This window comes from Chitinophaga sp. YR627, from assembly GCF_900114995.1.
GTDB lineage: Bacteria > Bacteroidota > Bacteroidia > Chitinophagales > Chitinophagaceae > Chitinophaga.
The window spans coordinates 303,639-317,083 of the sequence record NZ_FOUX01000005.1 but is presented as its reverse complement, the minus strand read 5'-3'; the positions used below and the strand labels follow the sequence as shown (position 1 = coordinate 317,083).

Genomic DNA, 13,445 nt, shown 5'->3' with positions numbered 1-13,445 from the left:
GATAGTAACTGGGAAGAACGGTATACGTATCCGGAGAGCTGCGTCAATATTGTATTTCAGCTGATAGTTTCCCCTTAATAGCTGATATGATCTTAGCTGTTCTCCGTATCCGGCGGAGCGGGTACGATCACTCTAAGGGCTTTGGGCAGGATGGAGGCGGTCACTTCGTTGATCTTACCTCTGTATTCTCCGTCTATCTGGAAATGCGCTCTTTTACGGGTATGGATGGTCACCTGACTGGCTTTCAGGATCTCTGTCTTTGCGGGATCAAACGGGCGGTGCCGGAACAGCATTTTCAGAAGTTCGGGGATGGATAGTCTTCGCAGGATAACGACTTCGAATAAACCATCCGTCAGATCACCATCCGGATTAATACAGGCACCGGTACCGTACATACGTGCATTGGCCAGTACGATCATATGTGCCTGGCGGGTTAATTGCAGGTCTTTGTTTTCGATACGTACGGCAAGGCGTTTATTCTGCCATAGCGTTTTAAAGGAGGAGAGGGCATATCCGAGTTTCCCGCGGATGCCACGCTGTTCGAAATTCTTCACCAGCAAGGCGTTTAGTCCGACGTCACTCAGGTGTATACACACATCTTTTTTATTGATCCTGATCAGGTCTATATTTCTCTCTACTGCTGGCGTTTCATTACAGATCAGGTGTAGTACCTGTTCCCAGTCGGCCGGCACGCACAGTTCCGTCGCCATTCCATTCGCAGAACCAGTTGGCAGAATGCCCAGTGGAATGTCTTTTCCCAGCAGTTCTTCTGCAACCATTTTTACGGTGCCGTCTCCGCCGACCGCTATCACCCTATCGGGCGTTATTTTTTTTATAATCGCTGTAAGTGACTCCTGTGGCCCGTCCAGCATAAAAAAGTGGACGTCTTCCGTGCGTTCGCGGAAATAATTTTTGATGAATGTTTCAGGATCGGCCTTCTTTTTGCCGCCTGAAACAGGATTGATCACAAAAAGGAGCCTGAGCCGCATAGGTGTTGTTTGCGCCATGTGCTTACTCATAAATTATACTTTCTGTTCATTGCAAAATAAGCGCCTGAATGTCTGTATGGAATAAAATTCTACATTGGCTGGGTTTGGAAGCGCGGACACACATCAAAGTTTATCATGGTGTGGGCGGCGCGGAACAAATGGAAATATTTGGTCATGTACTGGATCGTGGCCCTTTACCACGTACGCATTACAGCCGCTTTTTCCTCGTGAATACCTTCGCATTGATCCGTTTATTTATGGTAAAGCCCAGGAACGGCGCGACAGTGGAGCTTATATGGGATGGAAAGGCCATACGCGCCGTTACGGAGAAGGATGGTTTTTTTCATTTGCAATGGAAACCGGATGTCATGCCTGAAGCGGGTGATCATACAGTGGAGGTTTCGATCACGGATGTGGAGCAAAGTCCGGTAACACGTGCGTTAGGTGTAGTGATAATTCCACATCGTAGTCAGTTCGGATGTATTTCAGATATTGACGATACATTTCTCGTATCGCATTCTGCATCGCTGTTCAAAAGACTGCATGTATTATTTACACGTAATGCGCGTACACGTAAGCCGTTTGAAGGAGTCGTGAATCATTATCGCCTATTAAGTGACGCTGATAATAAAGGCAGATTGCCACGTCCGTTTTTCTATGTGTCCAGTAGTGAGTGGAACCTGTATAATTATATCCGTGAATTCTGCCGGATGCATGGTCTGCCGGAAGGGGTATTTCTGTTAAGTCAGCTGAAACCTTTACTGTTGCTGCTAAAAAGCGGACAGCAGAAGCATGCTACGAAGTTCACAAGGATCAGCCGTATCCTTAAGCATTATCCGCATATGCGTTTTATTCTGCTGGGGGATGATACACAGGAAGATCCGAACATTTACGAGGCGATCACTAAACACTTTCCTTCCCAGATCCTCGCTGTATATCTGCGCCATGTGCGTAACAGCCGTTATGCGGCCACAGAGGAAGTGGCCGATGTGATCATGAGCAGAGGTATTCCCTGTTGTTATTTTAAACATAGCAGTGAAGCTATTGCTCATTCAAAAAAGATAGGACTGATTACGTGATTTAAAAGAATGTATTGATTTATGAAGTATGTTTTCGCTCTTTTGCTGATATTGACCACTTTCACCACAGCTTCTGCACAATTCAGCGATTCCGTACACTATTACGGCAAATTCGCTTCCATGGGCTCTATTAACACTACGCAGGATGGCAGGGCGTATCTGCTCAACAACAATTTCAAAGTGGGTGTCAGTAAAAAGAAAATCTCGCTGAATGGTAGTGGCGGATGGATCTATGGCCAGCAGGATGGTACGCTGACCAATAATGACTTTGCATCCGCGCTTGACTTTAGTTTGTTCCGGTCCGTTCGTCAGATCTATTACTGGGGACTGGCCACCTATGATAAAAGTTATTCTCTGAAGATCAATGACCGTTTCCAGGGAGGCGCCGGTATTGCCTATAATCTCCTGGATTCAAAAAAGGCGTATCTGTCGTTGAGCGACGGACTCCTGTTCGAAACCAGCAACCTCTTTCTGGAAGACACCATCCCCGATGTTTATCACACGTTCCGTAACTCTTTCCGCTTGTTGTACAAGTTTGTGATCCATGATATCGTGGTCATTGACGGCGCTCATTTTCTGCAAAACTCGCTGTCGCTGGGACGGGATTTCAATATCAAGTCCACCTCCAATCTGTCTATTCTACTGAATAAATGGCTGAGCATTACTGCTACGCTGACGTACAATAAGCTCAACCGGACGGGGAGAGAGAACCTGTTATTCAATTACGGTCTGACGGTCGAGAAGTATTTCTGACGCGATCAGGCATTATTCCATTCATCGATCGTGATTACTTCGGCCTGACGCGGGAAGATCCTGGTCAATAAAAACTCATGTACGTCTGCTTCACGATCTGCACAGCCGTCGGATAATACGGTGATGCGATAGTCTTTGTCGGCTGCTTCTCTCAGGGTAGACAGGACAACGCCGCTGGTAACGATACCTGTCAGTACGATATGTTCGATGCGTAAGCCTCTCAGCAATACTTCCAGGTCACTACCGGTGAAAGCGCTGAAACGACGTTTTACGACTACCGGTTCATGCTCCTGTGGTGCGAGATCGGGGTGGATGGCGGTGAAATCGGTAAAGTTGATACCAGCAAACCGTGCTTTGTTTTCCATGAATACTTTGTTATTGGGGCTGATCTCAGGTGCGCCCTGTCTGAAACCCACGACTACAAAGATCACCGGTATTCCCTTGCTGCGGGCGTTGGTGATTGCTTTGGCCACTTTGGCGGTTACAGCAGCACCTTCCGGGAAGGTGGATAACATAGCATTCTGCATGTCCATTACGAGTAAGGCAGTGTTGTTTGTGTTGTTCCTCATTTGATTCGTTTTGTGTTTAGTCTTCGTTTTATACTTTATCGGTTACAATATGTTCAGCTTCCACGATCTCCTTTTTATTCATTCGTTCCCGTTTGAGATAGCGGGAGAATATCAGCATGATGATGATAGAAATAGCTCCCTGCAGGAGCATCGTCCAGGGTGCAGAGATCTGTTGTGAGGCCGCACCGGCTAATAAACTGCCTAAAGGCAGCATGCCGAAGTATGCCATGGCCACATAACTCATGACACGGCCTCTCATATTGGCGGCAGCTTCAATCTGTATAATGGTGATGCTGACGGTGGCAGGTGTAAGTGAGGCGATACCGATGATCACGGCGAAAGGAAGTGCTGTTAAAAAGGACGTACATTGGGAGAATCCCATTAAGCCGGCGCCTAATACACCGATACTGATTAAAAGAATGTTGGTAAGATCAGCGCTCTTTTTCAGAGAGGCAAGAAAGAAGCTGCCGGTTACGGCGCCCAATCCCACAGCACTGGCGATATACCCAAAAGTACGCGCATCACCATTAAAGATTGTTTTTGCAAACACAGGTGTGAGGGTGTCGTAGGGAAATACGAACATTGCCATACACATCATCAGCAGGATGATGGCGCCGATACGCGGTGTTTGCCGCAAATATTGAAATCCTTCAGATAGTTCGGTCGCCACCTTCTTTTGGGTAACCGGTGGTATGAAAGGCGGTAGTTTTAATAATAACAGGGATGCCAGTACTGCCAGGAAACTTACTGCATTCAGCATAAAACAGGTATGTGCGCCGAATGACTGTAATACAATGCCTGAGAGGGCTGGACCGACAAGGCGGGCGATATTTACCATGGCAGAGTTCAGGGCCAGGGCGTTGGTGATATCTTCTTTATTGCTGACCAGGTCGTGTACCATGGGTTGTCTGGCGGGGGTATCAAAAGCATTTACAATGCCCAGGATGACGCTCAGCGCCATGATTTCCCAGATCATATAATGATTGGTGAAGGTGAGTATGGCCAGTAAAACGGACTGTATCAGCGAAGCGGTCTGTGTGAGCAGCAATATTTTACGGCGGTCGTAGCGGTCGGATGCAATTCCTCCCAGTAAGGAAAACAGGAAAGAAGGGAACTGTTGTGCGAACACGGCCAGTCCGAGCATGGATGCGGAGTGTGTGATGGAATAGATCACCCAGCTGACGGCGGTGCGTTGCATCCAGGTGCCGATCTGTGAGGTGGATTGTCCGGCGAAGAACAATGCATAGTTTCTATTACGGAATGCCCTGAAGGCATTGGATCTTTCAGCTTCTGTCGTCATATATACTGTCTGTTCCTTTCTGTACGTTTCGACATAATTTGATAAAATGTCGAAAAGGAGGCAAAAAAATATTAGTCTTTAATAGTCAGCATGGTCATGCTTACGAGCATATCAATAGCGGGTTCCATGCGGGCGTAACTGTTTTCCAGGTACATCTCGCGTTTTAGTCCGCGGAGACTGCTCATAAACACATAAATGATCGTCTCCTGTGTCTTCGGGTCCAGTGTGGCGATTTCACCGTTCTGAACACCCTGATCCAGGATATGATGTAGTAAGATGGCTTCTTCTTTTCTGATCCTCTTTTGAATGACCTGTTTCTTTTGCACGTACTGAGATATCTCGTCAGCGTTCATGCCGGTCTCCAGGGCATCGAAGAAGGCTTTTCGTTTGCGGCTTATTTTCGTTTTGGTAATGCCGAAAGCGCGCAGTTGTTCTTCGACCGTTGTTGCCTGTCCTACCATACGGTTGATCTCTGTGAAGATCTCGTTTATTTCGGCGGTGATCACGGCATCAAAGACCTCATCTTTGTTTTTGTAGTAGTAGTACAACGAACTTCTTCCCTTGCCGATCGCTTTGGCTACGTCGTCCATGCTTACCTTCTGATAACCATGTTTTTGAAATAGCTGTTGAGCGGCCTGCAGGATCTGCTGCTGGATGATATCGTCTTTCTGTGCGGTGTTCGCTGGCATGAGAACAAAGGTAAGGGTATTTTCGACAAAAAAAGAAAAAATGTCGAAAAGTGAGGTTTCGATATCTTTTCCATGGTATAATAATTTGTGAAAAAATCACAAATACGTTATTTTTGGAGCATGTTTATTGAATTTCAGGTCAAAAATTTCCGCTCCTTTAAGGATTTGCAGAAACTGACAATGCGCGCAGCACCTTTACGTCCGAATGACAACGGGATGTTGGAGGGTAACGTATTTACGTCAGATGATTTTAGGCTTTTGAAGTCTAAGGCCATTTATGGCGGTAATGCGAGTGGGAAATCTAATATTTCCCGTGCATTTGCCAGTTTTGTGGAAATGGTAGAAGATTCTGTTGCGTTTGAAGGAATCAGCCATTTTATCTGGAATCAACGCTTTCTATTAAGTGCACAAGCAGATGATCCAGTTTCGTTTCAGTATATCTTCCTGTTGAACGAGAAGATATTTCGATATGGTTTTGAAATAAAAGACGCTATTGTTTCTAACGAATGGCTCTATGGGAGTTCAGATGTAAATAGAGAAGAAAAGTACTTCACACGGGAAGGAGGATTATCTATAGACAAAACCCTTTTTAAAGGTGCAGAGCTATATATAGACCAGGCAATGAGTGCTGAAGGAGAGGTCTTTCGACCTGATGCACTTTTTTTAACGGGTGCTGCGCTTAACAATGTAAAGCTTGCAGTAGACATACGGAATGCTATAAAAAGCATTTTTACGATAGACGGTATTGATGACGAAGGAGTAATGAAGGTGGCAATGCGTTATTTAGAGAAGGCGACAGATGGAGAAAGAGATTCATTTAAGAAATTGCTCAATTCAATCGACCCTGGGATTGTAGATTTTGAATTACGGGATCGGCCCAAATCTTCTGCAACATCTGCGATCAATTCAATAGCAAACGAGAAATCAAAGGAGCTATTTTCGATCCATTCTGTATTTGATGATAACGGCACATTGACAGGTAGAGTGGCAACGCCATTCGCGCTCTGGGCATCACAGGGAACAAGTAGATTTTTTGGTATTGCAGTACTTTTGCTTGAATCTCTGAACAAGGGGTTGACAATAATATTTGATGAATTTGATGCCCGGTTTCATCCAAATCTTACCTTAAAAATTGTAGAGCTTTTTCATTCGCCAACAACGAATCCTCATAATGCACAGTTAATTTTTATTACGCATGATACCGGTTTGCTCCGCAGGGCGGAATTAAGAAGAGATCAGATTGGCTTAGTCACGAAGGACCGTCATGGGATTAGTAAATTGCGTACGCTGATTGAATATAAAGGCGTAAGAAAGGACGCCTCTTACGAAAAGGAATATCTACAGGGAAATTATGGTGCGACTCCTTACCTTGATGATATGGATCTAGCGATTATTCAAAATCTGTCTGCCCATGGATCCAAAGAAGCCGAGTAAAGACAGGGCGAATGCAACTTATCTGGAATCAATGCGTACGACAATATCTATGTTGTCAGGCGATCCATATGATGAAGAGACAGAAGAACCCATAAAATCTTTTCTGATCATCTGCGAAGGGGAGAATACAGAGCCCTCTTACTTTAAATCCTTTCCGGTACCTTCTAAGCTGGTGAAAATAGAAGGTGGACGCCATTCTAAAAATTCTCTCGTGGATTACGCTATAGCGCAAATGAAAAAAGAAGAGAACCAGGGCAGAGAGGTCTGGTGTGTATACGACTTCGATATAAAACCAGATGAGGCAGCAACGCAACCGCAGGATTTTAATAGTTCAATTACAAAAGCGGAAGCAAATGGAATAAATGTCGCCTGGTCTAACGATGCATTTGAGTTGTGGTTTGTACTCCACTATCAGAAGATTGAAGGACAACAAACGAGGGAGCAACTATATCCTATTCTTAAAAAAGAATGGCAATTAAAAAGTTTTACCAAAGAGGCCAAAAAAGCTCAGTTCTGTAAAGAAATGTATGAAAGGCTGGGAGGAACCAAATCGGCTGCTCAAAGTCTGGCAATCCGAAGAGCTAAGGAGTTGCATGATTCATTTAAACCAAGAACTGATTATTCAAACCATAGTTCCTGTACGACGGTGTATCTGCTGGTAGAAGAACTCAACAAATTACTGGATTGATGCTGTTGATAGCTGATTATTTGCGGTGTGCAGAATACTAACTTTTTATAAAGGGTTTTCAGACAGCTGTTTGAAACCCTTTTTTCATTTATAGCAATATAAATAACAAGGGGTACTTCAATCATGAAGCACCCCTTGTTATTTATGTCAGTGAAATTCTGAGTCCTTATTAATAATTCTTCATCCCCTGCGGTCTCTCTCTCCTTGCACCGTTTCCATTACCCTCCTTCGGTTTACCGCCCTGTGGTTTGCCACCATTCGGTTTACCACTGTTAGGCTTCCCGGAACCGGAACCTGGTCTTGCATCTCTTGACTGTACCACACCTTGTCTGTTTCTGGAGAAACCACCTTTCTTATCTCTTGGATGTTGTTGTCTTGGTTTCTGCTGCGGAGCAGGTTTTGGTGCAGGCAATGCCATGCTGTCACCGTTGTGGAACGGATGTTCGGTCACTACAGGGATCTCACGGGCGATCAGTTTCAGGATATCTTTCAGGAAGGCTTTTTCTTCCGGTTCGCAGAAAGAGATCGCGATACCATCAGCACCTGCGCGGCCGGTACGACCGATACGGTGTACGTATGTTTCAGGTACGTTTGGCAGTTCGTAGTTCACTACGTGTGTCAGTTCGTCGATATCGATACCTCTTGCGGCGATGTCGGTCGCCACGAGTACGCGGGTCTGCTGTGATTTGAAGTTACTCAGTGCACGCTGACGGGCGTTCTGTGATTTGTTACCGTGGATCGCTTCTGCGGTGATCTCTGCTTTGTGCAGGTCTTTCACCACTCTGTCTGCACCGTGTTTGGTACGGGTAAATACCAGCAATGTTCTGATGGCTTTATCCTTGAGGATGTGCAGCAGCAGGTTACGTTTATCATTTTTACTGACAAAGTACATGGACTGTGTGATCGTCTCGGCAGTAGAGGATACCGGTGTTACTTCCACTTTTGCCGGATTGTTACGGAGAATCGCTTTCGCGAGTGTCTGTATTTCCGGAGGCATGGTAGCAGAGAAGAAGAGGGACTGACGCTGTTCAGGCAGTTTTACGATCACGCGTTGTACGTCGTGTACGAAACCCATGTCCAGCATTCTGTCGGCTTCATCCAGTACAAAGTATTTAATATCTCTGAGGGTGATATAGTTCTGACTGATCAGATCCAGCAGACGGCCGGGTGTTGCGATCAGGATATCAACGCCTCTTTTCAGCGCTTCTGTCTGCGGATGTTGTGATACACCACCAAAGATCACCAGGCTTTTCAGGTCGAGGAATTTACCGTAGGCGGTAAAGCTTTCCTGGATCTGGATGGCCAGTTCACGGGTGGGGGTGAGGATAAGCGCTTTGATATTTCGAAGGCCTTTGCGTTGCTGGGCCTGTTGATCCTCATACATTAATTGGAGCAGGGGAATGGCAAACGCAGCTGTTTTACCGGTACCGGTCTGGGCACAACCCAGTAAATCCCTCTTATCAAGTACATGGGGGATGGCTTGCTGCTGAATGGGCGTGGGAGCGGTATAACCCTCGTTCTCCAGGGCCTTAAGCAGCGGCTCGATGAGCCCTAACTGTTCAAATGACAAAGTCTTTAATTTTTTATGATCAATAGTGGTAAGGCTGTCAGCTGGAACAAGTCCTTTTTGTGCATGATGCTGACACATTACCCGCCTTACTCGCAAGCCTGCACATTGTTTTGAAGCTAACTGCAAAAGCAGGTGAGGAAGAGAATAAAAGTGATGCAAAGGTATACTAAATAAATGATATGCGGTGGGATGTTTTACTTATAAGTAACTATCTTGCGTTATTATGAGCAACGGACCAACAGTATTGATAGAACAGGCGAACAGCCGCTATACGATGTATGCGGTGGTAGAGCAGGACGAACGGACAGCTTATTTTTACCTGTATCCTGCAGAATTGCAGAGCAAAAAATACCGGATGCGCGCCTGCTGGCTGCGCAATATTCAACCGGGACCTGCTAAACGTGACAGTGCAGCCATGGCCAATGGAGATGCGCCTATGCTGGAAGCACGTTTTAGCAATCATCCGGAAGGGAAAGAACCTTTAAAAGCGGAATTAATATCCATCGTGTGGATGCCGGAAGAAGACGGCGCCGCTGTATTGTACGATGGTAAAACGCTGGGCGTTATTCCCGGATGGAGCCTTTATTCGGATGAACCTGCGGCATACGCGGCAGATTGTATAGATGCGGATGACAATGCCATTGTATTCCCATTAGGAGAACAGGGCAGGAACGAACAGCATGCGCGTGTAGCAGAGGCAGTAAGTTTCCGTGAATCATGGGATGATACAGAAGCGCCGCAATGGCCGGTGATTCAGCAGCAGTTTATTTCTACTTACGAGTCACATTTCGGAGAGATAAAGCAATACTTTGCGATCGATAATAACCAATGGCCGCCAATGGCATTGGGTAAGTTTGAAAAAGATAACATCGTTTACTTCCTGTCTATGGGTATCAGCATTCGTCCTATGCCATGGGTTTCTTACCTGTACAATGAGAATGCCGCTGCTTACAGAAGAATGGAACTGGCGATGGCTGTCAGCAAAGATGATTTTACCGAAGAGGAGATCATGAAGATGGCGGAAGGCCTGTCCAGCATGGCGGATATTCCATGGAGACATATCAGCTGGCTGGGAGAAGGACATACCATTGCTTCCAGCAAACTGCCGGCTCCTTTTGAAAGTATTGTATTGTCCGCAGCACTGTATAATGGTGAAAGCATTGCATTGCCGGAGATGTATGGCGATAAGGTGAACCTGTTCTGGCTAAGCCCTGTCACGCTGTCTGAAAGACAATTTGCACATGAGAAAGCAAATGGCGGATATGAGTTGCTGGAGAAAATGATACAGGACGATGTCACGCATATTGTGACAAAGAGAGAAGCGATCGTTTAAACTTTATATATGACTACCAGCGGGCTTGTGTTCCTTCCGTTTAGCGGAAGGAACGTACTCTATATACACTCGTATCAGATAAACAAGCTCAACGGAAAATGTACATCCAAAAATTGACAAAGCTGGCAGCATGTGTGCTGCTGATGGCGGGAAGCACCATGAGTGCCTATGCTCAGGGATTTAAAGATGGTAAGATCTGGCTCAACGAAGATGGCAGTAATTACTTTAAGTTCACCCTTGTATCCCAGGTATGGCTCAGAAATACCGATCTGAATCCTGGTTCCACGATCAACGGTTTTGAAAAGAACAACTTTACGGATATTGGCGTCAGAAGGGCCAGGATCCAGGCATTCGGACAGGTGGCAGATCGTGTCTTTATCTACTCCCAGTTCGGCATGAATAACTTCAACTATTCCTCCGACAGAAAAGCAGGTTTCTTTATCCATGATATCATGGGAGAATATGAAGTAGTGAGAAAACACCTCTCATTAGGTGCTGGTCTGTCTGCATGGAATGGTCTGACCCGTTTTTCCGCACCTTCTGTAGGTACGATCATGGGCGTGGATGCTCCGCTGTTTGAACAAAGCACAAATGATGTGACGGATCAGTTCCTGCGCAAGCTCAGTATCTATGCGAAAGGTAAACTGGGCAAACTGGACTACCGGCTGGTAATGAGTAGTCCGATGTCTCCGTTGAAAGCAGCCGGTTATTCCCCTTTATTGACCAGCAATGCCTCTTTCTCTGCCAAACCGGCTAAAATGCAGGTACATGGTTATTTCCAGTGGCAGTTCCTTGACCAGGAGGCAAATACGACTGCCTATACTACCGGCACTTACCTGGGTACCAAAAGCGTATTTAATATCGGTGCTGGTTTCCAGTATCAGCCTGACGCGATGTGGCGCGCTGGTAACAATGGCGATACCATTGAATCCAATCTGCAGCACTTTGCCGTAGACGCCTACTATGACGCACCGATCAATCCGGCGACCGGTACTGCTATCAGTGCTTATGCCTCCTATATCAATTTTAACTGGGGGAAAGGATATCTTCGTAATCAGGCAACGATGAACCCTGCCACTGGTACGGCAAAACCAGAGATCCTGAACGGCAGCGGGAATGGTTATCCTTCCTTCGGAACTGGTAACCTGCTTTACGGACAGATAGGCTATAAATTCAAAAATAACCTGATCGGTAAGACTACCCTGATGCCGTATGCTTCCCTGCAATATGCGCATTACGAAAGACTGAACGATAACATGGCTTTCTGGGATGCCGGTGTTAACTGGCTGCTGAAAGGACATACTTCCAAGCTGACCTTTGCTTACCAGAGCCGTCCGGTTTACCAGCTGAACGCTGTAAGCGGAGGTGCTGACAAAATCGACCGCAAAGGGAGTGTGCTGGTTCAGTTCCAGGTGTTCCTGAATTGATTGAATCTTGCAATAGTATTTTGTAGCCCGGTCTTAGTGCCGGGCTATTTTTTTGCCCCTGACCAGCTGTGTTGATACTATATACACGCTTCATACAGGGCGTATATACGACGCATACATGAAGCATCTCATTCCGGGTTTATCACTTTTGTCAGATTTATGGCTATTGTGGGTATATCGTATGTAGTTGCTTAATATCTATTAATAAAGTAAGAATAATTTATATTATTTGTGGGCGGGAGATTTTTAGTACCTGATACGGGTTTGTTTTCCTGGTTGTAATGCCTTGCCGTTCTGAAACGTCATTGTTTGAATATTGTAAGTTCTTTATTAGGCTATAGTTCTTCTGCCTTAGTCTTTCGTTGCCGAATGAAGGATTAGCGTTGAATAACTATGATCAAAAGCTCTTCAAAGCAACTATTTATGTTTCTCCTTATTAACTATATGAAAATGAATTAGTTGAAAGGGTGTAGGTACATGCAGCGCCTGATTCTTAATTGGCGTACCTTTGCGTCTTCAAACAAAAAAAGCCGCTTTGGTAAAGATCGACAATATTGTGCTGCCTGATTTCCCCCTTCTTTTGGCGCCTATGGAAGATGTGAGTGATCCGCCTTTCAGGGTAGTATGCCGTGAGAACGGGGCCGACCTGTTATATACCGAATTTATCTCCAGTGAGGGATTGGTTAAAGATACGGAGAAATGCCGCCGTAAACTGGCGATTTTTGACGAAGAACGTCCTGCCGGTGTACAGATCTTCGGAGGTGACGAGGGAAAACTGGCGATGGCTGCCCGTATTGTCGATATGACCCAGCCTGATCTGCTGGATATCAATTTTGGCTGTCCGATAAAGGGGATCGTCAGCAAAGGTGCTGGTTCAGGGGTACTGAAAGATATTGATCTGATGGTACGGCTGACAGCAGCCTGTGTAAAGTCCACAAAACTGCCCGTTACGGTCAAGACCCGTCTTGGTTGGGATGAGGATACCAAAAACATCGAAGAGGTCGCAGAAAGGCTCCAGGATGTCGGTATTAAGGCACTGGCTATCCACGGTCGTACCCGTACCCAGATGTACAAGGGAGAAGCCAACTGGGAGCTGATCGCTAAAGTAAAGAATAACCCACGTATACATATTCCCATCTTCGGGAACGGAGATATTGATAGTCCGCAGAAAGCCCTGGAATATAAGAACCGCTACGGTGTAGACGGTATTATGATCGGCAGGGCCGCTATCGGTTATCCCTGGATCTTCCGTGAGGTAAGACACTATCTGCAAACAGGGGAGATGCTGCCCGCTCCGACATTGGAAGACCGTATCGCTGTCTGCAAACGTCAGCTGGAAAAATCCGTGCAATGGCGTGGTGAAGGTCATGGTATCTTCGCCATGCGCAAACATTACTTCAATTACCTGAAAGGTTTACCCGATTTCAAGGCATTCAGAAGCAGACTGGTCACTCCGGAAGCATCTGCCGAGATCATGGATGTACTGGATGAGATCGCGCAAGTATATGCCGGTTTTGAATTTGACCGTAAGCCTATTCAGCTGGTCAATTATCATGAGAACTGCGCGTTGTGATAAAGTGGGTTTATTTTTTTAAACAGTTTTCTTTGCCGCGT

12 protein-coding genes are annotated in these 13,445 nt (G+C 45.9%); 7 read left to right on the top strand and 5 right to left on the bottom strand.

Annotated elements, in window-relative coordinates; all coding sequences use genetic code 11:
- Window positions 1-92: 92 nt before the first annotated feature.
- On the bottom strand, window positions 93-1,019 hold the full coding sequence (locus tag BMZ72_RS26300) for a diacylglycerol/lipid kinase family protein (RefSeq protein ID WP_255373297.1): 927 nt from the start codon (window positions 1,017-1,019) through the stop codon (window positions 93-95).
- 38 nt (window positions 1,020-1,057) lie between these two features.
- Here BMZ72_RS26300 and BMZ72_RS26295 point away from each other — a divergent pair, with 38 nt between their 5' ends.
- Window positions 1,058-2,068, top strand: coding sequence for an App1 family protein (locus BMZ72_RS26295; protein WP_089812675.1), 1,011 nt, complete (start codon window positions 1,058-1,060; stop codon window positions 2,066-2,068).
- Between the two features lie 21 nt (window positions 2,069-2,089).
- Window positions 2,090-2,821 carry a DUF481 domain-containing protein gene (locus tag BMZ72_RS26290; RefSeq protein ID WP_089812674.1) on the top strand — a complete coding sequence of 244 codons (732 nt, stop codon included), beginning with the start codon at window positions 2,090-2,092 and terminating at the stop codon, window positions 2,819-2,821.
- Window positions 2,822-2,826: 5 nt separating this feature from the next.
- Here BMZ72_RS26290 and BMZ72_RS26285 read toward each other — a convergent pair whose 3' ends face one another.
- The 3 genes from BMZ72_RS26285 to BMZ72_RS26275 all read right to left on the bottom strand — a co-directional run bounded on the left by BMZ72_RS26285 (window position 2,827) and on the right by BMZ72_RS26275 (window position 5,379).
- Window positions 2,827-3,390, bottom strand: a complete 564-nt coding sequence (locus BMZ72_RS26285; protein ID WP_089812673.1) for a cysteine hydrolase family protein — start codon at window positions 3,388-3,390, stop codon at window positions 2,827-2,829.
- 28 nt (window positions 3,391-3,418) lie between these two features.
- Window positions 3,419-4,690, bottom strand: coding sequence for an MFS transporter (locus BMZ72_RS26280; protein ID WP_089812672.1), 1,272 nt, complete (start codon window positions 4,688-4,690; stop codon window positions 3,419-3,421).
- A 71-nt stretch (window positions 4,691-4,761) separates the two neighbouring features.
- Entirely contained in the window at window positions 4,762-5,379 is a 618-nt protein-coding gene (locus BMZ72_RS26275) for a TetR/AcrR family transcriptional regulator (protein ID WP_255373296.1), read from the bottom strand.
- Between the two features lie 120 nt (window positions 5,380-5,499).
- Between BMZ72_RS26275 and BMZ72_RS26270 the strand changes: the two genes are divergently transcribed.
- Together BMZ72_RS26270 and BMZ72_RS26265 are read left to right on the top strand one after the other, a co-directional pair.
- Complete coding sequence (locus tag BMZ72_RS26270) at window positions 5,500-6,813, top strand: AAA family ATPase (RefSeq protein ID WP_089812670.1); 1,314 nt, start codon at window positions 5,500-5,502, stop codon at window positions 6,811-6,813.
- Window positions 6,791-7,501, top strand: coding sequence for an RloB family protein (locus BMZ72_RS26265; RefSeq protein ID WP_089812669.1), 711 nt, complete (start codon window positions 6,791-6,793; stop codon window positions 7,499-7,501). The genes BMZ72_RS26270 and BMZ72_RS26265 overlap by 23 nt, the downstream gene beginning before the upstream one ends.
- A gap of 169 nt (window positions 7,502-7,670) precedes the next feature.
- On the opposite strand, the gene BMZ72_RS26260 is transcribed toward BMZ72_RS26265, so the two are convergent.
- Window positions 7,671-9,071 carry a DEAD/DEAH box helicase gene (locus BMZ72_RS26260; protein ID WP_255373295.1) on the bottom strand — a complete coding sequence of 467 codons (1,401 nt, stop codon included), beginning with the start codon at window positions 9,069-9,071 and terminating at the stop codon, window positions 7,671-7,673.
- A gap of 223 nt (window positions 9,072-9,294) precedes the next feature.
- On the opposite strand from BMZ72_RS26260, the gene BMZ72_RS26255 reads away from it, so the two are divergent.
- From BMZ72_RS26255 to dusB, 3 genes are all read left to right on the top strand, one after another.
- The gene (locus tag BMZ72_RS26255) at window positions 9,295-10,404 is read left to right on the top strand and encodes a suppressor of fused domain protein (RefSeq protein ID WP_089812667.1); all 1,110 of its coding nucleotides are present in this window, start codon (window positions 9,295-9,297) and stop codon (window positions 10,402-10,404) included.
- Between the two features lie 98 nt (window positions 10,405-10,502).
- Window positions 10,503-11,831, top strand: a complete 1,329-nt coding sequence (locus BMZ72_RS26250; protein WP_089812666.1) for a hypothetical protein — start codon at window positions 10,503-10,505, stop codon at window positions 11,829-11,831.
- Between the two features lie 535 nt (window positions 11,832-12,366).
- The gene (dusB, locus tag BMZ72_RS26245) at window positions 12,367-13,404 is read left to right on the top strand and encodes a tRNA dihydrouridine synthase DusB (protein WP_089812665.1); all 1,038 of its coding nucleotides are present in this window, start codon (window positions 12,367-12,369) and stop codon (window positions 13,402-13,404) included.
- Window positions 13,405-13,445: the final 41 nt, after the last annotated feature.

Excerpts from the sequence above, each read along its gene's own strand:
- BMZ72_RS26300 (WP_255373297.1), bottom strand. The coding sequence starts at position 1,019 with ATGAGTAAGCACATGGCGCAAACAACACCTATGCGGCTCAGGCTCCTT.
- BMZ72_RS26295 (WP_089812675.1), top strand. The coding sequence starts at position 1,058 with ATGTCTGTATGGAATAAAATTCTACATTGGCTGGGTTTGGAAGCGCGG.
- BMZ72_RS26290 (WP_089812674.1), top strand. The coding sequence starts at position 2,090 with ATGAAGTATGTTTTCGCTCTTTTGCTGATATTGACCACTTTCACCACA.
- BMZ72_RS26285 (WP_089812673.1), bottom strand. The coding sequence starts at position 3,390 with ATGAGGAACAACACAAACAACACTGCCTTACTCGTAATGGACATGCAG.
- BMZ72_RS26280 (WP_089812672.1), bottom strand. The coding sequence starts at position 4,690 with ATGACGACAGAAGCTGAAAGATCCAATGCCTTCAGGGCATTCCGTAAT.
- BMZ72_RS26275 (WP_255373296.1), bottom strand. The coding sequence starts at position 5,379 with ATGCCAGCGAACACCGCACAGAAAGACGATATCATCCAGCAGCAGATC.
- BMZ72_RS26270 (WP_089812670.1), top strand. The coding sequence starts at position 5,500 with ATGTTTATTGAATTTCAGGTCAAAAATTTCCGCTCCTTTAAGGATTTG.
- BMZ72_RS26265 (WP_089812669.1), top strand. The coding sequence starts at position 6,791 with ATGGATCCAAAGAAGCCGAGTAAAGACAGGGCGAATGCAACTTATCTG.
- BMZ72_RS26255 (WP_089812667.1), top strand. The coding sequence starts at position 9,295 with ATGAGCAACGGACCAACAGTATTGATAGAACAGGCGAACAGCCGCTAT.
- BMZ72_RS26250 (WP_089812666.1), top strand. The coding sequence starts at position 10,503 with ATGTACATCCAAAAATTGACAAAGCTGGCAGCATGTGTGCTGCTGATG.